At 67.7% G+C, this 20638-nt stretch carries 19 protein-coding genes; 11 read left to right on the top strand and 8 right to left on the bottom strand.

What is annotated here, in order from left to right; genetic code table 11:
• Entirely contained in the window at positions 1-1080 is a 1080-nt protein-coding gene (locus ACREYQ_RS12070) for a DUF72 domain-containing protein (RefSeq protein WP_432257832.1), read from the top strand.
• Between the two features lie 57 nt (positions 1081-1137).
• Here the strand turns inward: ACREYQ_RS12070 and msrA are convergent, their stop codons facing one another.
• The 5 genes from msrA to ACREYQ_RS12095 all read right to left on the bottom strand — a co-directional run bounded on the left by msrA (position 1138) and on the right by ACREYQ_RS12095 (position 6535).
• Positions 1138-1680: a peptide-methionine (S)-S-oxide reductase MsrA gene (gene msrA / locus ACREYQ_RS12075; RefSeq protein WP_432257833.1), complete on the bottom strand. Its 543-nt coding sequence runs from the start codon at positions 1678-1680 to the stop codon at positions 1138-1140.
• Positions 1681-1758: 78 nt separating this feature from the next.
• Positions 1759-3297: a class I adenylate-forming enzyme family protein gene (locus tag ACREYQ_RS12080; protein WP_432257834.1), complete on the bottom strand. Its 1539-nt coding sequence runs from the start codon at positions 3295-3297 to the stop codon at positions 1759-1761.
• Positions 3294-4547 (bottom strand): acyl-CoA dehydrogenase family protein, encoded by a 1254-nt coding sequence (locus tag ACREYQ_RS12085; RefSeq protein WP_432257835.1) that lies wholly within the window; start codon positions 4545-4547, stop codon positions 3294-3296. The genes ACREYQ_RS12080 and ACREYQ_RS12085 overlap by 4 nt, the downstream gene beginning before the upstream one ends.
• A gap of 90 nt (positions 4548-4637) precedes the next feature.
• Positions 4638-5468 carry an alpha/beta fold hydrolase gene (locus tag ACREYQ_RS12090; protein WP_432257836.1) on the bottom strand — a complete coding sequence of 277 codons (831 nt, stop codon included), beginning with the start codon at positions 5466-5468 and terminating at the stop codon, positions 4638-4640.
• Positions 5465-6535, bottom strand: a complete 1071-nt coding sequence (locus tag ACREYQ_RS12095; RefSeq protein ID WP_432257837.1) for a peptidase M29 — start codon at positions 6533-6535, stop codon at positions 5465-5467. Before ACREYQ_RS12095 ends, ACREYQ_RS12090 begins: the two co-directional genes overlap by 4 nt.
• A 159-nt stretch (positions 6536-6694) precedes the next feature.
• Between ACREYQ_RS12095 and ACREYQ_RS12100 the strand changes: the two genes are divergently transcribed.
• Positions 6695-7255, top strand: a complete 561-nt coding sequence (locus tag ACREYQ_RS12100) for a flavin reductase family protein (RefSeq protein WP_432260404.1) — start codon at positions 6695-6697, stop codon at positions 7253-7255.
• A gap of 17 nt (positions 7256-7272) precedes the next feature.
• Positions 7273-7725, top strand: a complete 453-nt coding sequence (locus ACREYQ_RS12105) for a MarR family winged helix-turn-helix transcriptional regulator (RefSeq protein WP_432257838.1) — start codon at positions 7273-7275, stop codon at positions 7723-7725.
• On the opposite strand, the gene ACREYQ_RS12110 is transcribed toward ACREYQ_RS12105, so the two are convergent.
• Entirely contained in the window at positions 7716-8204 is a 489-nt protein-coding gene (locus tag ACREYQ_RS12110) for an Lrp/AsnC family transcriptional regulator (RefSeq protein WP_432257839.1), read from the bottom strand. The two genes, ACREYQ_RS12105 and ACREYQ_RS12110, sit on opposite strands and share 10 nt — an antisense overlap.
• A gap of 157 nt (positions 8205-8361) precedes the next feature.
• On the opposite strand from ACREYQ_RS12110, the gene kynB reads away from it, so the two are divergent.
• The 4 genes from kynB (at position 8362) to ACREYQ_RS12130 (ending at position 12571) form a co-directional block, all read left to right on the top strand.
• Complete coding sequence (gene kynB, locus ACREYQ_RS12115; RefSeq protein ID WP_432257840.1) at positions 8362-9012, top strand: arylformamidase; 651 nt, start codon at positions 8362-8364, stop codon at positions 9010-9012.
• Between the two features lie 34 nt (positions 9013-9046).
• On the top strand, positions 9047-10303 hold the full coding sequence (gene kynU, locus ACREYQ_RS12120) for a kynureninase (protein WP_432257841.1): 1257 nt from the start codon (positions 9047-9049) through the stop codon (positions 10301-10303).
• A gap of 16 nt (positions 10304-10319) precedes the next feature.
• Positions 10320-11207, top strand: a complete 888-nt coding sequence (kynA, locus tag ACREYQ_RS12125) for a tryptophan 2,3-dioxygenase (protein WP_432257842.1) — start codon at positions 10320-10322, stop codon at positions 11205-11207.
• A gap of 338 nt (positions 11208-11545) precedes the next feature.
• Positions 11546-12571 (top strand): IS110 family transposase, encoded by a 1026-nt coding sequence (locus ACREYQ_RS12130; protein WP_432257737.1) that lies wholly within the window; start codon positions 11546-11548, stop codon positions 12569-12571.
• A gap of 999 nt (positions 12572-13570) precedes the next feature.
• On the opposite strand, the gene ACREYQ_RS12135 is transcribed toward ACREYQ_RS12130, so the two are convergent.
• Positions 13571-14392, bottom strand: a complete 822-nt coding sequence (locus ACREYQ_RS12135; RefSeq protein ID WP_432257843.1) for an IclR family transcriptional regulator — start codon at positions 14390-14392, stop codon at positions 13571-13573.
• 260 nt (positions 14393-14652) lie between these two features.
• Between ACREYQ_RS12135 and ACREYQ_RS12140 the strand changes: the two genes are divergently transcribed.
• From ACREYQ_RS12140 to ACREYQ_RS12155, 4 genes are all read left to right on the top strand, one after another.
• The gene (locus ACREYQ_RS12140) at positions 14653-15846 is read left to right on the top strand and encodes an acyl-CoA dehydrogenase (protein WP_432257844.1); all 1194 of its coding nucleotides are present in this window, start codon (positions 14653-14655) and stop codon (positions 15844-15846) included.
• A gap of 411 nt (positions 15847-16257) precedes the next feature.
• Positions 16258-16584: a DUF883 family protein gene (locus ACREYQ_RS12145; protein WP_340526281.1), complete on the top strand. Its 327-nt coding sequence runs from the start codon at positions 16258-16260 to the stop codon at positions 16582-16584.
• A gap of 174 nt (positions 16585-16758) precedes the next feature.
• A complete protein-coding gene (locus tag ACREYQ_RS12150; protein WP_432257845.1) occupies positions 16759-17139 on the top strand; it encodes a phage holin family protein in 381 nt (126 codons plus the stop codon).
• Positions 17136-17654 (top strand): DUF3318 domain-containing protein, encoded by a 519-nt coding sequence (locus ACREYQ_RS12155; RefSeq protein ID WP_432257846.1) that lies wholly within the window; start codon positions 17136-17138, stop codon positions 17652-17654. Before ACREYQ_RS12150 ends, ACREYQ_RS12155 begins: the two co-directional genes overlap by 4 nt.
• Before the next feature lie 30 nt (positions 17655-17684).
• On the opposite strand, the gene ACREYQ_RS12160 is transcribed toward ACREYQ_RS12155, so the two are convergent.
• Entirely contained in the window at positions 17685-20507 is a 2823-nt protein-coding gene (locus ACREYQ_RS12160) for an EAL domain-containing protein (RefSeq protein ID WP_432257847.1), read from the bottom strand.
• Positions 20508-20638 lie beyond the last annotated feature (131 nt).

The following is a 20638-nucleotide window of genomic DNA, read 5'->3' on the forward strand; positions in this document are numbered from 1 at the left end:
TTGACTGAAGACCTCTTCGGCGGGCTGCCACTGCCCGCCCCACCTGCCCCTCCGGAACGGCCCGCCTCCCACAAAGGCGCGGCCGCCCCGCCCGCCCCCTCCGGCAAGCCGGCACGCGGCAAGAGCGTGCAGCCAGCGCAGGCAGACGAAGCCCTGCGCGCGCTGGGCGCGCGTCTGCCATCCAACCTGTATTTCGGCACGTCCTCCTGGGCCTACCCCGGCTGGAACGGACTGGTCTATGACGGCGAGCACAGCGACAGCTTGCTGTCGCGCAAGGGCCTGGCCGCCTATTCGCGCCACCCCCTGCTGCGCGCCGCCGGCATAGACCGCGGCTTCTACGGCCCGATCCCGCTGGCGGACTACCTGTCTTACGCCGCGCAGGTGCCCGATGGCTTCCGCTTCCTGGTCAAGGCACCGGCCAGCGTCTGCGATGCCTGGCTGCGCGGCTCCGACGGCGCCGGCCGGCTGGCCAACGCCGCCTTCCTGGACGCGGAGATCGCGGTGCGCGACTTCATCGTGCCGGCCACCAGCGGGTTAGGAAGCAAGTGCGGGCCGCTGCTGTTCCAGTTGTCGCCGATGGGTCCATTGGCCGACAGCGCGGTATTCCTGGAGCGGCTCGACGCCTTCCTGGGCGCGCTGCCGCCGCCCGATCCGTCGATCACCCCGCATGCCTGCTACGCCTTGGAGTTGCGCGACCCGGCACTGCTGACACCGCGCTACATCCGGCTGCTGCGCCGCCACGGCGTGCGCTTCTGCCTGGCGGCGCGCGACCGCCTGCCGCCGGTGCCGCGCCAGGCCGCGGCGCAGGCGCTGATGGATGAGCAAGCGCCGGGTCCGCTGATCCTGCGGTGGATGCTGCATGGGGGCCGGCCCTACGCCTACGCGGAAAAGCTGTACGCGCCCTTCGACCGCATCGTCGATGACGACCCCGACACCCGCCATGCCATTGCCGATGTGGTGGCGCGCACGCTGCGCGCCGGGCAGCCGGCCATCGTTATCGTCAGCAACAACGCCGAAGGCTGTGCACCGCTCAGTTGCGTGCGGCTGGCCGAGGCGATCGTTGCGAGGCTGGAAGGGTGAATTGGCTGATGTGACTCGCCGGCTACGCCGGCGAAACAGACGCTTGCCAGGAGCCCCCTACTTCTTCAACTTCGCCCCAAACTGCTTCCGGAACTTGGCCAACTTCGGCGAAATCACGAACGCGCAATACCCCTGGCTCGGATTGTCCTGGTAGTAGTTCTGGTGGCTTACCTCCGCACGCCAGTACGGCTGCTCCGGCTCGACCTGCGTCACGATCGGCGCATCAAACACATTGGCAGCAGCCAGTTCCCGCATCACGTATTCCGCCGTCGCCCGCTGCGCCTCCGAATGCGTAAAGATTGCCGACCGATACTGCGTCCCGACATCGTTCCCCTGCCGGTCCGGTGTGGTCGGATCATGGATGGCAAAGAAGATCTCGAGGATTTCGCGGTAGTTGATCACCGAAGGATTGAAGCTGACACGCACCACCTCGGCATGGCCGGTAGTCCCCTCGCAAACCTGCTGGTAAGTCGGGTGATTGACATGGCCGCCGGCATAGCCGGACTCCACCGCCACCACGCCCTCCACCTGCTGGTAGACGGCCTCCAGGCACCAGAAGCATCCGCCCCCCAGCGTGGCCGTTTCAAGTCCATGTTCCATTTGCGCCGCTCCCTTGCCGTGTCGTCCGTGGTCTCACGGACTCAAGCATAAGCGCAGATCAGCCCCCTTGCACCGGATTCAGCCAGGCTGGCGCTGCGCCTCCAGCATCGCGCGCAGTTGCGGCTTGAGCACCTTGCCCAGCGCACTGCGCGGCAGGTCGTCCAGCAGCACCACCTCGCGCGGCAGCTTGAAGCGGGCAATGCGTGCCGCCAGCAGTTCGCGCAGCGGCCCCGCCGCCAGTGCTTCGCGCGGCGCGCCCGGCGCGGGCACGATCACCGCCACCGGCACTTCGCCCCAGCACGCATCGGCCACGCCGACTACCGCGCACTCCTGCACGCCGGGCAGGCCGACCAGCACGTTCTCGATCTCGGCCGGATAGATGTTCTCGCCACCCGAGATGATCATGTCCTTGCTGCGCCCGACCACTTCGATGCAACCGTCGGCATCGCGGTGCGCGAGGTCGCCCGAACGGAACCAGCCGTCGGGCAGGCCGTTGTCGGCCTGGCCCCAGTAGCCCGCCATCACATTGGCGCCGCGCACCCACAGCTCGCCGACCTCGCCCTGCGCCACCTCGGCGCCGTCCGGGCCGGCCAGGCGGACTTCGGCCTCCGGTTGCGGCCAGCCGGCATAGCCGGGCCGGGCCATCGCATCCTCCAGCTTCAGCACCACCGACACCGGACCGGTCTCGGTCGCGCCATAGACCTGCCCCAGCGGCACGCCGCGGGCATGGAAGGCTTCGATATACGACAGCGGGATGGTCGACGAGCCCGCCATCACGCCGCGCAGCGCCGACAGGTCGGCAGCGGGCCAGCCGGGATGCTCCAGCACCGCGCGCAGCGTCGCCGGCACCATCAGCGCCAGGCTCGGGCGTGCCTGCGCCACCGCATCGAGCCACGCCTGCGGCGCAAAGCGGTCATGCAGCGTGACCTGCGCGCCGGCCAGCAGCGCCGGCAGCGTCTGGATGCACAGGCCGCCGACATGGAACATCGGCAGCACCGACAGCACGTGGTCGTCCTCCGCCGTCATGCCATGCGCCCACCAGCTGGCGCGCGCATTGGCCAGCAGTCCGGCCTGGGTGTGCACCGCGCCCTTGGGCTTGCCGGTGGTGCCGGAGGTATAGGCCAGCAGCAGCGGCGCATCGTCCGGCACCTGCGGATAGACCACGCCGAACGGCGCCGGATGGTCGATCAGCCGGTCAAGATGGGCGACCTGGCAGCCAGCGCCAGCCTCCCGCGCCAAGGCTTCATGGCGCCCGTCATGGAACAGCGCGGCCAGTTGCGCATGGCCGGCGATCGTACGCAGCTCCGCGGGCGCGAGCCGGTAGTTCAGCGGCGTGAATATCGCCCCGACGCGTGCGCAGGCGAACAGCAGCACCAGTTGCAGCTCGTGGTTCAGGCACAGCGTGCCGACGCGGTCGCCCGCGCGGATGCCCCACGTCGCCGCGAGATGGGCGCTGGCGCGCTCCACGCGGCGCCACAGCTTGCCGTAGGTGAAGGTGCGGCCGAGGTAATGCAAGGCCGCCCGCCCGGGTGCAGCGGCGGCATGGCCATGCAGCATGGCCGGCAGCGCGCCCAGCCCGGCGGCGCCCGCTCGCATGGCGCGGCGGGCGGCGCTCATTCGTCGCGCTCGCCGGATTCGTACAGGGTCTCGCGGCCCATGCGGTCGAGGATCAGCTCGGCGGTCCAGGGCAGCATCAGCGCGCCGCAGCGCGAATCGCGATAGAGCCGCTCCAGCGGCAGGTCCTTGAGCATCGACTGCCCGCCGCAGGTGCGGATGGCCAGCCTGGCGATATCGTTGCCGCCCTCCATCACCGTGTAGTGCGCCGCATATAGGCGCAGGCGCTCGTCCTTGGTCGGATTGGGCTTCGCCTCATGGATCACGCGCCAGAAGATCGAGCGCATGTTTTCCAGCTGGATCCGCATCTGCGCCACCGCGATCTGCTTGGTCGGGTACATGCGGCGCTTGACCGGCGGCTGGCCCGGCACCTCGCCGCGCAGGTACTGCACGGTGAAGTCGTAGGCGGCCTGCGCCACGCCCAGGTAGGTGGGCGACAGCGTGAAGAACATCGCCGGCCAGGTCTGCGCGGCGCGGTAGTACACGCCGCGCGGCATCAGCTGCTCCTGGTCAGGCACGAATACGTCGTTGAGCAGCAGCGTGCGCGACACCGTGCCGCGCATGCCCATCGGGTCCCAGTCGCCGGTCACGGTCAGCCCGTCCGCCTTGCCGGGCACGGCGATATAGAGCGTGTCGCGCATGTCGGGATGATGGTCGCCGCGGTCCTCGGTGCACAGGATGCCGTAGTAGTCGGCCGCACCCGACAGCGAGGCGAAGATCTTGCGCCCGTTCAGCACCCAGCCGCCCTCGACCTTGCGCGCGGTGGTGCCGAACGGCGCCTTGCCCGCGGCCGCGGCGGAGCCTTCGGAGAACGGCTGCGCATAGACCGCGCCGTCGCCCACCACGCGCGCGAAGTGCAACTCACGCCGGGCTTCGTGCTCGGCACGCTGCCCGGCCGTCATGTCGATGCCGTCGGACAGCATGCCGGTCCACATGGTCGAGCAGATATGCATGTTGTACGTAAGCGCGGTGGCGCCGCAGAAGCGGCCGATCTCGGCGCCCACCATGCAGTAGGTGGCAAAGTCAGCGCCCTCGCCGCCGAACGCCTGCGGCACGCACAGGGCCAGCAGGCCGGCCTCGCGCAGGTCGTCATAGTTGGCGAACGGGAAGCTGGCTTCGCGGTCCCAGGTGGCCGCGCGCGCCGCAAAGCGCTCACGCCCCAGGCGGTTGGCCAGCGCCAGCAGGCGCGCTTGTTGCGGGGTGAAGTCCGCCGTACCGACGGCGGGGATGAAGTCGAGCTGGCCGGATGGCATGTCGCGGTCTCCTGTGTTCCTGCGCGCGCCGGATGCGGGGCGGCGGCGCGGCGGTGGTTCTTGTTTAGCGTTGCCGGAAGGTGGCGCGGTTCAGTGCACGGGGAAGCGCCGGCGCAGGAAATCCAGCACCGCCGCGTTGAACAGCGGGGGCCGCTCCATGCATGCCAGGTGGCCGACATCCGGCAGGCAGCGGTACTCGGCGCCCGCAATGCGCTGCGCCATCCGCTCCATCACCTCGGGTGCGGCATTGGTATCGTGCTGCCCGGCCAGCGCCAGCACCGGCACCGCGATGCGCGCCAGCGCGTCGCGCTGGTTGAAGCGCACCAGCGCGCCCAGCGCCGCGCGGTAGGCGGGCGCCGGCACCGCCGCCATCACCGCCGTGGCGAAGGCCACAGCCTGCGCATCGGCATCGGGCGCGACCATGGTGCGCACCAGCCCGGCGGCCATCTCGGCCATGGTCTTGCCGGCGTCCAGCGGCGCGGTGCGCGCGGCGATGAACTCGCGCTGCCATGGCCCGTCGCCCTTGCCAAAGGCGGGCGAGGTGCCCGACAGCACCATGCCGTCGATCAGCGCGGGCGTGGCCGCGCAGGCCTGCTGCGCGACCATGCCGCCCATGCTGTGGCCCAGCAGCACCACGCGCCGGCCGGTGTCGCGCTCGGCCTGCAGCAATGGGGCCAGCGCCCGCGCCAGTCCGTCGAAGTCATAGGGGTCGATCAGGGCGCTGTCGCCGTAGCCGGGCATGTCCCAGGCCGCGGCGCGGTAGCCCGCCTGCGCCAGCGCCTCGCCCTGCGCGGGCCAGGCCGCCTTGCCGCCGCCGATGCCGTGCAGCATCACCACGGCCACCGGGCCATCGCCCCAGGCCAGCGTGGCGATGCCGTTGGCGTGGCGTTCCATTGTCGCTGTCGTCGCTGTTGCGCTCATGCGGCCACCTCCGCCAGCGTGCCTGCTTCCACCTCGGCGCGGCCATCCAGCGATACCGTGCAGTTGCGCAGCGGCAGGTCGAAATGGCCCAGCGTATGCCGCCCGGCCACCTCGTTGGCGCCGGTCGAAAACAGGAAGTTGCCGGCGAACGCGCGCAGCTCGGTGCCGTTGCAGTCGCGTTTGTCGTAGAAGGTCATCGCATCCCAGCGCGCCATCCGGTTCAGGCCCCAGCCGACGTGCGAAACCGCATACGCATCGCGCGTGCCCTCGCGGTCGGCCCAGGCCTGGTAATAGCCGCGCATCATGTCGGCATCCACGCCCTGCCCCTCGACGCCGACGATATAGTCGTCCTCGATATGGCAGACCACGGTATCGCGCAGGTAGGTCTTGAAGGTCAGGTTGACGTCGCCGGGCGCCAGCACCAGCGTGCCGTTGACCTGGCGACTGGCCGGGAACGCCAGGCACAGGCCGCCGGGCCAGTGCGAGACCTGGCCGGGCTTGTTGCAGAAGCCCCAGACCCCGCCCACGCGCGCATCGGCCAGGCCGATGCGCAGCTCGGTGCCGGCGGCCGAATGCACGCGCATCTCGCGCGCGCCGCGCAGGCGCTTCATCGCCGCGCGCACGGTGCCTTCCAGCGCCGGGTCGGGCTGGCAACGTTCAAGGATCTCGGGGTGTTCGTTGCTGACCATCAGCATGCGCGGCACCACGCCGTCGGCGCCGCGCAGGATCAGCGGCAGCTCCGGCGCATGCAGCAGGCCTTCCACGGTGCAGTCCAGCACCAGGTGGCAGCGCGACAGCGCCGCCACCACCGGGGCAAGGTTCTGCAAGGCATCGCTGGCGCCGGTCGAGCGCACCGGCGCGGGCGCGCTCAGTGGCGGTGTCGGCACCTGGATGCGTACCGGCGTGGCGCCCAGCGACTGCACGGCCAGCTCGGCCAAGGCCACGTTGACAGGGCGGGATTGCGACTCCGTTACAATTCCGACGACATCGCCGCCCTGCAGGGCACAGAGTTCCAGCGTGCGCCGGAACGCCGCCAGCCAGCGGTGTTCGATCTGCTCGATGAGCATGACGTTTGTCTCCTGCTTGTTGTTTTATGGGCGGCACGGCCGCCCTGCTTTGTGCGCCAGCCCACGTCCGCGGCGCGCCATGTGCGGCGCCGGACTTGAACTCGCAGCCCCTGGCGCGAATAATATATATGAAATTTCATGAACTCCAGTGGAGCCCCCATGGGGATGCCTGAGGCCCAGCCACGGATGGCCAGCGCAGCCGCCGCGCCCGACTTCGATGCGATGCACTTTCGCCGCACCCTGTCGCAGTTCGCGACCGGGGTCACGGTGATCACCACGCGCGCCAGCAACCAGTCGGTCGCCGCCGGCGCGCCGCCGTTCATCGGCATCACCGCCAGCTCGTTCAATTCGGTGTCGCTGCAGCCGCCGCTGGTGCTGTGGAGTATGGCCTCGCGCGCCAACAGCCTGCCGATGTTCCGCGACGGCACGCACTACATCATCAATGTGCTGTCGGCCTCTCAACTGGACTTGTGCCAGCGCTTCGCCACCCTCAAGGGCGACCGCTTCGCCGGCGTGGACTACCGGCTCTCGGCCAACGGCCTGCCGGTCCTGTCCAATGCGCTGGCGTGGTTCGAATGCCACAACCGCAGCCGCTACGACGAGGGCGATCACGTCATCTTTGTCGGCGAAGTGGAACGCTGCGGCGTGCTCGATGGCGGAGACGGCCCGCTGGTATTCCAGGGCGGCCAGTTCACCACCACCGCCCCGCTCGATCTCTGAACGGCAACGGGCCCATCATGGCGGAACTGCCTGCAGCATCATCCCTGCCTTTCGTCGACGGCTACCTGGCCTACCTGCTGGCCCGCGCCAGCCACCTGATCTCGGGCGAATTCCATCGCGAAGTGGAAGCCAGCGGCCTGTCCGTGCAGGAGTGGCGCGTGCTGGCCACGCTGGCCGACCGCCCCGACTGCACCATCGGCATGCTGGCCGAGATCACGCTGACCAAGCAGCCGACGCTGACCAAGCTGGTCGACCGCATGGCCGCCGGCGGCCTGGTCAGGCGCCGCGCCGGCAAGACCGACCGCCGCCAGGCCCTGATCTCGATCACGCCCCGCGGCGTGGCGGTGGCCCAGCCGCTGCTGGAGCGCGCGGCGCAGCACGAGCGCGCCGTGCTGAACGACTTCGGCACGCAGCAAGGCGCGCTGCTCAAGGAAACCCTGCGCCAGCTGATTGCGCTGCATCAGCGCTGACTGTCGGCGCCAGCCTTCAGGATCGCCAGCGGCGAACTGTCCACCTTGATCCGCTGCAGCACGATATTCGAGCGGATATCCATCACGCCCTTGGTCCGGTACAGCCGGTTCACGATGAAGTCCGAGTAGTGCTTCAGGTTGCGCGCCTGCACCCGCAGGATGTAGTTGCTGTCGCCGGTAATGATGTACGCCGACAGCACTTCCGGCCACGACTGCACCGCGGCGATAAAGGTGTCGTGCCAGCCTTCCACGTCGTGGCGCATCGACACCTGCACGATGGCCTCCAGCTCCAGCCCCAGCTGCTCGGCATCGAACCAGGCGCGATAGCCGCCGATCACCCCTGACTCTTCCAGCAGGCGCACCCGCCGCAGGCATGCCGAAGGCGACAGCGCCACGCGGTCGGCCAGGTCCTGGTTGCTGATGCGGCCGTTCTCCTGCAGGCAGGTCAGGATGCGCAAATCGGTGGGATCGAGGTTCATTCGAATTTCCTTCGACAAATCATCAGTTCTTCGCATTTTATGCGAAAGATGCATCCATCGACGGCCCATTTAGCAAGCCTCTTGCCGCCGATTTTGACTATGATTCCCGACATCGAGGCAGACAGAAACGGCGCTCCGAGACGGCGCCGCCCACCCTATGACCGCCCCCAATCAAGTCCCGCGCCGGCTGTGGGACATCAGCCCGCCGCTCTCCCCCGCGACCCCGGTCTGGCCCGGCGACACGCCATTCCAGCAAGCGCCGGCATGGCAGATGGACGAGCACTGCCCGGTGAACGTGGGCCGTATCACCCTGTCGCCGCACACCGGCGCGCACGCCGACGCGCCGCTGCACTACGCCGCCGATGGCGCGCCGATCGGCGCCGTGCCGCTTACGCCATATCTCGGCACCTGCCGGGTGATCCACTGCATCGGCGCTGCGCCGCGGGTGGAGCCGCGCCATATCGAACACGCGCTGGCCGGCCTGCCGCCGCGCGTGCTGCTGCGCACCTACCGCCAGGCGCCGCTGGCACAGTGGGACCCGGCCTTCTGTGCGGTCGCGCCTGAAACCATCGCGCTGCTGGCCGCGCACGGTGTGCAGCTGGTCGGCATCGACACGCCGTCGCTCGATCCGCAGGAATCCAAGACCATGGACGCGCACAACGCCGTGCGCCGCCACGGGCTGGCCATCCTGGAAGGCATCGTGCTGGATGAAGTCGATGCCGGCGACTACGAACTGATCGCGCTGCCGCTGCGCTTTGCCGGGCTCGACGCCAGCCCGGTGCGCGCCGTGCTGCGCAGCCTCGACTGAACCCCTCACGAACCACACCTGCCCAAGCGACGACATGACGACATTTGACCGCGACCACTGCATCCGGCTCGACCAGCAAGACCCGCTGCGCCCGCTGCGCGACCAGTTCGCGCTGCCCGAGGGCGTGATCTACCTCGACGGCAACTCCCTGGGCGCCCGCCCCCGCGCCTCGGCCACGCGCGCCGCCCAGGTGGTGACCGAGGAATGGGGCGACGGCCTGATCCGCAGCTGGAATACCGCCGGCTGGTTCGAGCTGCCGCAGCGGCTGGGCAACAAGCTGGCCCCGCTGGTGGGCGCCGGCCAGGATGAAGTGGTGGTCACCGACACCACCTCGATCAACCTGTTCAAGGTACTGGCCGCGGCGCTGCGCGTGCAGCAGACGCGCGACCCGGCGCGCAAGGTGATCGTGTCGGAGGCCAGCAACTTCCCCACCGACCTGTATATCGCGCAGGGCCTGGCCGACCTGCTGCAGCAAGGCTATTCGCTGCGCCTGGTGAACTCGCCGGCCGAGATCGACGCCGCCGTGGGCGCCGACACCGCCGTGCTGATGCTCACCCACGTCAACTACAAGACCGGCGAGATGCTGGACATGGCCTCGCTCACCGAGCTGGCCCACGCCCGCGGCGCGCTGACGGTGTGGGACCTGTGCCATTCCGCCGGCGCCGTGCCGGTCAACCTGAAGGCAGCCGGCGCCGACTACGCCATCGGCTGCACCTACAAGTACCTGAACGGCGGCCCGGGCTCGCCCGCCTTTGTCTGGGTCGCGCACGCGCTGCGCGATGCCTTCTGGCAGCCGCTGTCGGGCTGGTGGGGCCACGCCGCGCCGTTCGCCATGGACCCGCAGTACCGTCCGGTCGACGGCGTGCGCCGCTTCCTGTGCGGGACCCAGCCGATCACCTCGCTGGCGATGGTCGAATGCGGCCTGGACGTGTTCGCGCAGACCGACATGAAGGCGCTGCGCGCCAAGTCGCTGCAGCTCACCGACCTGTTCATCCAGCTGGTGGAAACCCGTTGCGGCCACCACCCGCTGTCGCTGGTCACCCCGCGCGAGCACGCGCGCCGCGGCAGCCAGGTCAGCCTGGAGCACCCGGATGGCTACGCACTGGTGCAGGCCCTGATCGAGCGCGGCGTGATCGGCGATTACCGCGAGCCGCGCATCGCCCGCTTCGGCTTCACGCCGCTCTACACCAGCTTCGCCGAGGTATGGGATGCTGTGGAAATCCTGCGCGATGTGCTGGACAGCGGCGCCTATCGCGACGCGCGCTTCCAGACACGCGGCCAGGTGACCTGATGATCGGGAGCGCATCATGAGTGAATTCAAGGGATGCCCCTTCTCCGGCGCTGCCGGCACCGCAGGCCAGGCTGCGCCGCAAGGCGAAGGCTGGCACGGCGCGCAGTTGGATTTCGCCAGGGACATGAGCTATGGCGACTACCTCGGCCTGGACCAGATCCTGAGCGCGCAGCACCCGCTCTCGCCGGACCATAACGAGATGCTGTTTATCGTGCAGCACCAGACCACCGAGCTGTGGATGAAGCTGATGCTGCACGAGCTGCGCGCCGCGCGCGAGTCGGTCAAGGCCGACAGCCTGCCGCCGGCGTTCAAGATGCTGACGCGGGTGTCGCGCATCATGGACCAGCTGGTGCAGGCGTGGAATGTGCTGGCCACGATGACCCCGCCGGAGTACTCGGCGATGCGGCCCTATCTGGGCATGTCCTCGGGCTTCCAGTCCTACCAGTACCGCGAGATCGAGTTCATCCTCGGCAACAAGAACGCGGCCATGCTCAAGCCGCATGCGCACCGGGCAGAGCACCTTGCGCTGGTGGAAGCCGCGCTGAAGACGCCGTCCCTCTATGACGAGGCGATCCGGCTGATGGCGCGGCGCGGCTTCGCCATCGATGCGGATTGCGTCGAGCGCGACTGGACCCAGCCTACGGCCTACAACGCTTCGGTCGAAGCCGCGTGGCTGGAGGTCTATCGCAACCCGGGCGCGCACTGGGAGCTGTATGAACTGGGCGAGAAGTTTGTCGACCTGGAGGATGCGTTCCGGCAATGGCGCTTCCGGCATGTGACCACGGTCGAGCGGGTGATCGGCTTCAAGCGTGGGACTGGCGGGACCGAGGGCGTCAGTTACCTGCGCAGGATGCTGGATGTGGTGTTGTTTCCAGAGTTGTGGAGGTTGCGGACGGATCTTTGAGGGTTGAGGGTTAGGGTAGGTTTTCGCTCTTGGCAGGCGTGGGTTGTTACGCCGGGGTAGCCGGCGGGGTTTTCTGCTCGTTGGCTTGCTTGGTTATGTCGGGCGGGTTCGATGTTTTCGTAGGTTGGACCGCCTGGTTCCGCCCTGCTGGGCGGGTCACTTTTGTCCGAGCGACAAAAGATGGAATGAACGCGCCCCGGCCCTCCGATCAAAGGCGCCGGTAGTTCAGTTGTGCATCCGGGGAAACGTGACAGGATAGGCGGGTCCCCCATCACGAAACGGCATCGATGTGCCAGAGTGGGAGTGTCACCAACCACGCGAGGATGGAGGGACCCGAGATGAATACTACGACTTACGGCCTGGATATTGCAAAGACTGTCTTCCAGCTCTATTGGGTCGAGCCTTCCGGCAAGTGTTCCAACCGCCGCTTCAGCCGGCCCAAGCTGCTGGAGTTTCTCGCGAATCGCGAGCCCGGACGTATCGCGCTCGAAGCATGTGGCAGCGCGCACTGGTGGGCCCGCCAACTGCAAGCCTTGGGTCATGAGCCAGTGCTGCTGCACGCCAGGTACGTGCGACCGTTCGTGCAGACGAACAAAACCGATGCGGCCGATGCCAAGGCTATCTGGACCGCGGCGCAGCAGCCCGGGATGCCGTTCGTGGCCCCGAAGACCGAGCCGCAACAGTGCGTGCTCAGCCTGCACGCCATGCGCCAGCTGCGCGTGAAGATGCGCACCATGCTGGTCAACCAATTGCGCGGCACGTTGTTTGAGTTCGGAATCCGGATCCGTCCCGGGCTACGGATTGGCCTGCAGGAAATCGTGCAACGAATGGACGAAATCGAACAGGACGTGCCGCCCTTGCTGTTCGAGTTCGTGCGCGAACAATTGCAAAGCATCGAACGGCTCGATCAAGAGATAGCTCGCCTGGATCAACGCATTGATACCTGGGGTCGGCAAAGTCAGGCCTGCAAAACGATTTTGGCCATTCCCGGCATCGGCATGCTTACCGCCACGGCCATGGTTGCCACCATTGGCGACGCGCACACCTTCAAGTCCGGGCGCCAACTGGCGGCTTATCTTGGCCTAGTGCCCAAACAGACCGGCACCGGCGGCAAGGTCTGGCTGAGCGGCATCAGCAAACGCGGCGACCCCTATCTGCGCACCTTGCTGATTCACGGCGCTCGGGTCGTGCTGAGTCATCTGCGCAGAAAGAACCAGCCCGGCTGGAGCCTGATGCTCGCCCAGCGACGGCCGAAAAACGTCGCGGCTGTTGCCCTGGCTAACAAGACGGTGCGTACCATCTGGGCCCTGTTGGTCCACGACCGCACCTATGACCGAGACTACGTCTCGGTCAGGCCTGCCTAGCGGGCAGGCCTGAGCTAGCAAGCAAGGAACCCGTCCACAGGTTGCGAGGGTAATGTCCACGTGATGGCAAAACAGGTTGGACCGCGGGAGTGCAAGCCCAATTGGTTACTGGTGCTCAAAGCACGGCCAAAAGATAGGGACACTCCCGGCGAAATCCATCAGGGCCTGCAGGCCAGGCCTGCACCGCAAGGCCGGATATAAGTCTGCAGCCAATCCTGTCCAAGCCTGATGTTGGCTTTACCTTGCAAACCGGGGCGCGTTCATATAAGTAACCAAAAACGCGTCGCCTCTGGCGGCTGGCCATCCATTCCTCGGCGATGGTGGTTCCAGCGGCGGTGATTTCCGGTCCATGGGGGTGGTGGTTCGACCCTGCTACGCACCCTGTCTGTGCCCACATCAACGGACTATTGGACGAACCCGACTTTAGGCGGTTGGCAGCCTCCTAACCATCGCGTCGGTCGGACGCCTTCGGCTGCGCTGCGCGCACGCCCTAACGTGGCAGAGCTGCGGACCTCTTCCTGATTTTCGCTGTTGGCCCGACATCATCCGCGACAACGCCGTGCGAGCGCAGCGATGCACTCCGTGCCCGAGCCCCCGACCTACGATACTGAGTGCGCGCAGCGCAGCCGTAGGCGTCCTACCGATCACTTCGTTAGCAGGCTGCCAACGGCCTAAAGTCGGGTTCGTCCAATAGTCCCTGGACGCAAGGCACATCCCGGGAGCGTAGCAGGGTTGAACTACCTACCCCGTCGAACGGAAATCAGCGCCGCTGGAACCACCCCCGCCGTGGAATTGGTGGCCAGCCGCCTGAGGCGACGCGTTTTTTGGTTACTTTTTGGCGCTCGGCCAAAAAGTGACCCGCCCAGCAGGGCGGAACCAGGCGGTTAAACCTACGACAACAGGGAACCCGACCGACATACCCAAGCAAGCCAACGAGCAGAAAACCCGCCAAGAGCCCAGGCCGACCGCATACCACCTGGGCACCACACCGAAAAACCTTCACCCCCCCGGCTCCGACAACCTGCCCGCCAGCGCCAGCAACGCCGGCGCCAGAGTCTGGTGAAACACGGCCTCATCCACCGTCCCATAAGAAGCACTGCAGCTCAGCATGTGCAACTCCTTCTCCCCCACCGGCCGGAACGCCACCGCACATGCGTGGATCGCCGGATGCCAGTCCCGGAACGACGCCGCATAGCCGCGCTGCTGCGCCTCGGCCAGGGCCGCGCGGGTGGCGGCCTCCTGCTGCTTCCACTGCTCCGGGAACGCCTGGCTGAATTCCGCCATCACGCGCTCGCGCCGCGGCGCAGGCAATGCGGCCAGGTAGGCCCGCCCCATCGAGCTCGACACCAGCGACAGCCGCGACCCCACGCCCAGCCCCAGCATCACGCCGGCGTCGTTGCGGATCGATTCCAGGTAGATCACTTCCATGCGCTCGCGCTTGCCCAGTGACACCGAGACCCCGTACGCCTGCGCGAACGCCAGCATATGCGGGCGCGCCAGCGACACCACGTCGGACGCCGACAGGTAGGCATAGCCCAGCGCCAGCACCCCGGCATCCAGCGCGTACTTGCCCAGGCTCTCGTCATAGCGCAGGTAGCCCAGCTGCACCAGCGTGCCCGCCAGCCGGCTTACGGTCGCCTTGGGGAAACCCGTGCGGCGCACGAAGTCCTGGTTGCCCAGCATGGCCTCGCCGGTGCGGAAGCAGCGCAGCAGCTCCAGTCCGCGCGCCAGCGCGGTGACGAAGTTGGGATCGCTCTCTCGCGCCGGGCCCGGCGGCGCGGCATCGGGAGAAAGTGGCGGGCTGGTGGCAGGGCGGGTCAAGGGCGGCTCCTCTCAGGTCGGCGGGTGTCCGCTCATCGCACAAAGGCACGGAAGTCGGGGGTTTTGCCAGTTGCATGGCAAACCCATTGCGATATACTAATTCAACGGAACACAGTTCCGCAATGCGGAACTTCAAGGATCTCAAGAAAATCCTCCGCACGATCACCGATCCCGTCATGATTTCCGGATACGCCGGCGCGGCCAGCGGCATTTGAGCCGACCCGCCCGACGCTTCCGCCGCGCTACCGAAGGAGACCTGCATGGCTGCCAACGCCGAATTCCACTGGGCCGACCCCCTGCTGCTGGACCAGCAACTGACCGCCGAAGAACGCATGGTGCGCGACGCCGCAGCGGCGTACAGCCAGGACAAGCTGATGCCGCGCGTGCTTCAGTCGTTCCGCAACGAGAAGACCGACGTGGAGATCTTCCGCGAGATGGGCGAACTGGGCCTGCTCGGCCCCACCATCCCGGAACAGTACGGCGGCCCGGGCCTGAACTACGTCAGCTACGGCCTGATCGCGCGTGAAGTGGAGCGCGTGGATTCGGGCTACCGCTCGATGATGAGCGTGCAGTCGTCGCTGGTGATGGTGCCGATTCATGAATTCGGCACCGAAGCGCAGAAGCAGAAGTACCTGCCCAAGCTGGCCACCGGCGAGTGGATCGGCTGCTTCGGCCTGACCGAACCGAACCACGGCTCCGACCCGGGCTCGATGGTCACCCGCGCCAAGAAGGTTGATGGCGGCTACGAGCTGACCGGCGCCAAGATGTGGATCACCAACTCGCCGATCGCCGACGTATTCGTGGTCTGGGCCAAGCTGCAGGGCGACGACGGCAAGGAAGCGATCCGCGGCTTTATCCTGGAAAAGGGCTGGAAGGGCCTGTCGGCACCGGCCATCCACGGCAAGGTTGGCCTGCGCACCTCGATCACCGGCGAAATCGTGCTGGACCAGGTGTTCGTGCCGGAAGAGAACCTGATGCCGGGCGTGAGCGGCCTGAAGGGCCCGTTCACCTGCCTGAACTCGGCCCGCTACGGCATCGCCTGGGGCGCACTGGGCGCCGCCGAGTTCTGCTGGCATACCGCGCGCCAGTACACGCTGGACCGCAAGCAGTTCGGCCGCCCGCTGGCCGCCACGCAGCTGGTGCAGAAGAAGCTGGCCGACATGCAGACCGAGATCACGCTGGGCCTGCAGGGCTGCCTGCGCCTGGGCCGCATGAAGGACGAAGGCACCGCCGCGGTGGAAATCACCTCGATCATGAAGCGCAACTCGTGCGGCAAGTCGCTCGACATCGCCCGCGTGGCGCGCGACATGCTGGGCGGCAATGGCATCTCGGACGAGTTCGGCGTGATCCGCCACGTGGTGAACCTGGAGGTGGTCAACACCTATGAAGGCACCCACGACATCCACGCGCTGATCCTGGGCCGCGCCCAGACCGGCCTGCAGGCCTTCTTCTGATCGCAGCCCGCAACTTTCGGACAGGCGCTCTGGAATAAAAAGGCCCGGAGGTAAAGCCGGGCCAAGCACACTACCAAGGAGACGACGAGGCTGCCCCCGTCGATAAAACACCTGTCTTGCACGCCGGCCCCGCCTTCGCGGGGCCGCGTTCGTTTGTTCTGTTCTCCTGATTTCGGGGTGGAACCAGAGTAACTGGATTGATATCCAACCCAAACGAATATAAAGTCACTACAAAATCACTCGAAGCCATATAAACATTTTCTGACATTCACGACGCCGGCTTTCGGGCATGCTGGCGATACCAGGCACCGAAGCGGCCCGCACGCTGGCGTGTAGCCTTGAAACCGCGGCCGCCCGCCACATATGCTAAGTATCAGTCCGACAATTGCCATTAGCCTCGGAGCGTAGAAAATGTCAGAATCCGCACAAACCGAACCATCCGCCCGCAAACAGGAGAAACTGATGAGCGATGTCAAGACCGTTCTGTCCGACGCCGAGGAACTGCTGAAGCAAGCCGCCTCGACCACCGGGGAAAAGGCCGCCGAACTGCGCGAGCGTGGCATGGGCCTGCTCAAGCAAGCCAAGGAAAAGGCCCAGGACCTGCAAGACGCCGTCGTGACCAAGAGCAAGGCCGCCGCGCGCGCCACCGATGACTACGTGCACGACCACCCGTGGCGCGCCGTAGGCGTGGCGGCCGGCGTGGGCCTGCTGATCGGTCTGCTGCTGAACCGCAAGTAAGCGGTGCCAACCCGGCGCGGCACGCTGCTGCCGCGCCAGAGCGGCAACCCGGTCATCGGGTTGCCAGTGGCCGGTGCGCCCGCATGTTGGCGACACACGCGGGCGCACCGGCCCCGCCTGCTGGAAAGGCGCGCACGGCAACGCCGGCGCGCCGCTCTTTCACGCCGGAGCCGCATGAGCGAATCCCCTCCTTCCCCCAAGTTCCTTGATTCCGTGCGCAACCTGGCCGGCTCGCTGGTGGCAATGATCCAGACCCGCCTTGAACTCGCCAGCGTGGAGCTTGCCGAGGAACGCGCGCGCCTGATGAAGGTCGCGCTGCTGGCCTGCTTCGGCCTGGTGTTCTTCGGCATCGGGCTGGTCACCCTGACCGGGCTGGTCGCCATCCTGTTCTGGGATAGCTACCGCTGGCAGGCGCTGGGCGCACTGACGGTCCTTTACCTGCTGCTGTGCGCGATTTGCCTGGCGTATGCACGCAACCTGGTGCGCAACGCCCCGCCGATGCTGGAGGCCACGCTCGCCGAAATCGACAAAGACCGGGAGATCCTGCGCCGATGAGCCCCCTGGAATCCGACGAGAGCACGACCGGACGCCCCCGCCGCGAACGCCCGAGGCGGGCCCGGTTCACGCAAGAGGTGCGCCTGCCGCTGGCAGTGCGCAAGGAACTGCTGCTGACCCGCGCCGCCCTGGAACGCCACGACTGCCTGCAGGCCCTGCACGCCGTGCGCGGCAGCACGCAGCGCCTGAGCGCCCTCAGCAGCTGGCTGCCGCGCATCGCCCGTCCGGGCTCGTGGATGAAGGTAGTCGGCATGACCAGGGACTACCCGCTGCTGAGCACCGCGGTGACGCTGGCGCTGCCGCTGCTCAAGCGCACGCGGGTGCTGCGCTGGACCTGGAAGCTGTCCAAGGTTGGCATGGTGGCTGGCGCCGCCTACTGGGCCTACAACACCTGGCGCGATGCCAGGAGTCAGGCGGTGCCCTCCGCGACCATGCCGAAGCCAGCGCCGGCCGGCACCGCCACCGCCACCGCCACCGCCACCGATACCGGCTTCCGCGATCCGCTGGTTCCCTGATGCGGCTTCGCTGACCCGGTGCCCGGCAGTTCAACCCACCAGCGCCAGTCGTTCCCCTGCCTCGGGGCCGGCCGGGGCGAACGGCACCGGCTGCGCAATGTGATAGCCCTGCGCCAGGTCCACGCCCAGCTCGCGCAGGCGCTCGAGCATCGCTTCGTTCTCGACGAATTCCGCAATGGTCTTCTTGCCCATGGCGTGGCCGATGCGCTGGATCACCTCGACCATCACCAGGTTGACCGGATCAGCCAGCATGTCGCGCACGAAGCTGCCGTCGATCTTCAGGTAGGCCGCCGGCAGGTGCTTCAGATAGGTGAACGACGACATGCCCGCGCCAAAGTCGTCCAGCGCAAACTGGCAGCCCAGCTGCTGCAGCTGCAGGATGAACGCGCCGGCCTGCGCCAGGTTGGCGATCGCCGCGGTTTCCGTGATCTCGAAGCAGATGCCGTCCAGCGCAATGCCAAAGCGCTGCGCCTGCTCGCGCACGAAATCGGGAAACTGGATGTCCGCCAGCGACGAGCCTGACAGGTTGATCGCACAGGTGGCGATCTCCGCCTGCCGTCCCGCCAGCGCGCCGAACGCCGTCTCAACCACCCAGCGGTCGATCATCGGCATCAGGTTGTAGCGCTCGCAGGCCGGCACGAAGGCCATCGGCGGCACCAGCCGGCCGCGTTCGTCGACCATGCGCAGCAGCAGTTCCACGTGGCGGCTCGTCTCCGGCAGCGCGCCATATTGCACCGGCACGATCTCCTGCGCGAACAGGCAGAAGCGGCCGGCCGCCAGCGCCGCATGCACGCGGCTGACCCACTCCATTTCGCCATGGCGCGCCTGCACCACGCTGTCCATGGGATGGTAGACCTGCACGCGGTTGCGCCCGCCTTCCTTGGCCACGTAGCAGGCCGCGTCGGCGGCGCTCAGCGCCTCGGCCACGCTGCCGGTCTGCCGGTCCATCATCACCAGGCCGATGCTGACACCCACCGCGAAGGTGCGCTGGCGATGGGCGAAGCGGAAGCTCGCGATGGCACGGCGCAGCGCTTCGGCCACGCGTTCGCCATCGGCGGTGCCGCAATGCTCCAGCAGCACGCCGAACTCGTCGCCGCCGAGGCGCGCCAGCGTATCGCTGCGCCGCAGCTGGCTGCGCATCACCTCCGCCATCTGCCGGATCAGCTCGTCGCCAGCGGCATGGCCGCAGGTATCGTTGACCACCTTGAACTGGTCCAGATCCAGGTACATGAGCGTATGGGGGACGCCTTGCGCGCGTGCCCGCGCGATCGCCGCGCCCAGCCGGCGCTCGAACTCGGCGCGGTTGACCAGCCCGGTCAGCGCGTCGTGGCTGGCCTCGTGCGCCAGCCGCGCGGCATGCGCCCGCTCCTGGCTGATGTCGTGCAGCACCACCACCACGCCGATGGCCTGCGCGGCGCGGTCGCGGATCAACGCCACCGAAGGCTTGACCGCCAGCGCCTGGCCGGGCTGCCCGGACCCGATGCGCTGCACCACTTGCGCCGACCCGCTGCGCCAGCGTTGGCGCAGCGCCAGCGTCACGATATCGGGCAGCGGCGCCAGGCTTTCCTCGTCGCGCAGCATGCAGACGTCGCTCAGAGGCCGGCCCTGGGCTTCGGCTTCGCGCCAGCCGGTGAGGGCCTCGGCCGCGGGATTGAGCGACTGCACGCGTCCCCACACATCGGCCGTCACCACGGCGTCGCCGATGGCCTGCAGCGTGACCTGGGCGCGTTCCTTCTCGGCAAAGAGCTGGGTCTCGTAACGCTTGTGGTCGGAGATATCCGTCAGCGAGCCCGCCATGCGCGCGCGCCGGCGCCCTGCCCCGCGCACCAGCCGGCCGCGAGCGCGCACCCACAGGTAGTCGCCAGCCCGGTTGCGCAGGCGGAATTCGGCATCATAGGGCTCGCCGCTGCGCAGGTGCCGCGCCAGCTTTTCTTCGAAGGCCGACAGCTCGGACGGATGCAGCAGGCCCAGCACGGTTTCGCGCGCATGCGGCAGCTCGTCGCCGCGGTAGCCCAGCATCTGCGCGCAGCGCGGCGAAAAATACAGTTCGCCGCGACCGAGGTGCCAGTCCCAGAGCCCGTCGTTGCTGCCCTCCACCGCCAGCTGCAGTTGCTCTTCACGGTGCGCCAGTGCCTCGCGCAGCCGGCGCTCGCGCCGCAACGGCGCCAGCGACAGCAGGATCGCCGACATCAGCAGCGCGGCCGCCACCACCGCGCTGCCGGTGGTGAGCAAGCGGGTCACGCGGCGCGAGGCCCGGCCAAGATGGCCCGAGAAAGCCCGCTCCAGCGGCGTCAGCCTGCCGTCGATCTGTGCAATGTGGCGCAGCACCGGCGCCACGCACTCGTTACCGCAACCGGGCTGGGCGGCCAGGCGGCGCAGCGCCAGTGCCTGTTCGTGCAGGGCAAAGATTTCAGTGTCGGCTGCCGCCCAGACGCGGATCGCGGCATCGACCTCCCGGACATTGCGGAAATTGCGGTACAGCCGGGCCATCCGCGCAATGTCTTCGGGATCGTTGCCGCCGGCGAGGAGTCCCTCGCGCACGCGCTCCTGGTCGGGTTCGTCGCGGTCGAGCTCCTGGCGCGCGCGGTGGTCGCCCAGCGGGATGGCGATCGCCTCCAGATAGGCATTGAAATCCTCAGGATCGCGCTCCTCGCCGTAGCGCATCAGATGCAGCACGGCGTTCTTCTGCCCCCTGGACCACTGGCTCTCGCCCGCGACAAACGCGCGCGCGGCCGACAACAGGTCCAGGCTGGCGATGCTGAACAACGCCAGCGCAACGACAACCGGAACGAACGGCCAGATGATGCGCAGCACGTGCCCGCTGGCCGGCAAGGAAACGCCTGCTCGCCGCATAGGGTCTTGTGGGGGCCGTGTCTCGCGGCCGCTCCCAGATACCGCGGTCCACACGCCGCGGTTGACCCATTGTGCTGCGCAGGCAGGCCTAAGTCTCTAACTCGAACTAGTTAAAGCACCACCTGCTGCCG

The sequence above is a fragment of the Cupriavidus sp. TMH.W2 genome, from assembly GCF_050847365.1.
In the GTDB taxonomy this organism is placed as follows: Bacteria; Pseudomonadota; Gammaproteobacteria; order Burkholderiales; family Burkholderiaceae; genus Cupriavidus.

Coding starts and splice junctions, on each gene's coding strand:
- msrA (WP_432257833.1), bottom strand. CDS start 1,680: ATGGAACATGGACTTGAAACGGCCACGCTGGGGGGCGGATGCTTCTGG.
- ACREYQ_RS12080 (WP_432257834.1), bottom strand. CDS start 3,297: ATGAGCGCCGCCCGCCGCGCCATGCGAGCGGGCGCCGCCGGGCTGGGC.
- ACREYQ_RS12085 (WP_432257835.1), bottom strand. CDS start 4,547: ATGCCATCCGGCCAGCTCGACTTCATCCCCGCCGTCGGTACGGCGGAC.
- ACREYQ_RS12090 (WP_432257836.1), bottom strand. CDS start 5,468: ATGAGCGCAACAGCGACGACAGCGACAATGGAACGCCACGCCAACGGC.
- ACREYQ_RS12095 (WP_432257837.1), bottom strand. CDS start 6,535: ATGCTCATCGAGCAGATCGAACACCGCTGGCTGGCGGCGTTCCGGCGC.
- ACREYQ_RS12100 (WP_432260404.1), top strand. CDS start 6,695: ATGGGGATGCCTGAGGCCCAGCCACGGATGGCCAGCGCAGCCGCCGCG.
- ACREYQ_RS12105 (WP_432257838.1), top strand. CDS start 7,273: ATGGCGGAACTGCCTGCAGCATCATCCCTGCCTTTCGTCGACGGCTAC.
- ACREYQ_RS12110 (WP_432257839.1), bottom strand. CDS start 8,204: ATGAACCTCGATCCCACCGATTTGCGCATCCTGACCTGCCTGCAGGAG.
- kynB (WP_432257840.1), top strand. CDS start 8,362: ATGACCGCCCCCAATCAAGTCCCGCGCCGGCTGTGGGACATCAGCCCG.
- kynU (WP_432257841.1), top strand. CDS start 9,047: ATGACGACATTTGACCGCGACCACTGCATCCGGCTCGACCAGCAAGAC.
- kynA (WP_432257842.1), top strand. CDS start 10,320: ATGAGTGAATTCAAGGGATGCCCCTTCTCCGGCGCTGCCGGCACCGCA.
- ACREYQ_RS12130 (WP_432257737.1), top strand. CDS start 11,546: ATGAATACTACGACTTACGGCCTGGATATTGCAAAGACTGTCTTCCAG.
- ACREYQ_RS12140 (WP_432257844.1), top strand. CDS start 14,653: ATGGCTGCCAACGCCGAATTCCACTGGGCCGACCCCCTGCTGCTGGAC.
- ACREYQ_RS12145 (WP_340526281.1), top strand. CDS start 16,258: ATGTCAGAATCCGCACAAACCGAACCATCCGCCCGCAAACAGGAGAAA.
- ACREYQ_RS12150 (WP_432257845.1), top strand. CDS start 16,759: ATGAGCGAATCCCCTCCTTCCCCCAAGTTCCTTGATTCCGTGCGCAAC.
- ACREYQ_RS12155 (WP_432257846.1), top strand. CDS start 17,136: ATGAGCCCCCTGGAATCCGACGAGAGCACGACCGGACGCCCCCGCCGC.
- ACREYQ_RS12160 (WP_432257847.1), bottom strand. CDS start 20,507: ATGCGGCGAGCAGGCGTTTCCTTGCCGGCCAGCGGGCACGTGCTGCGC.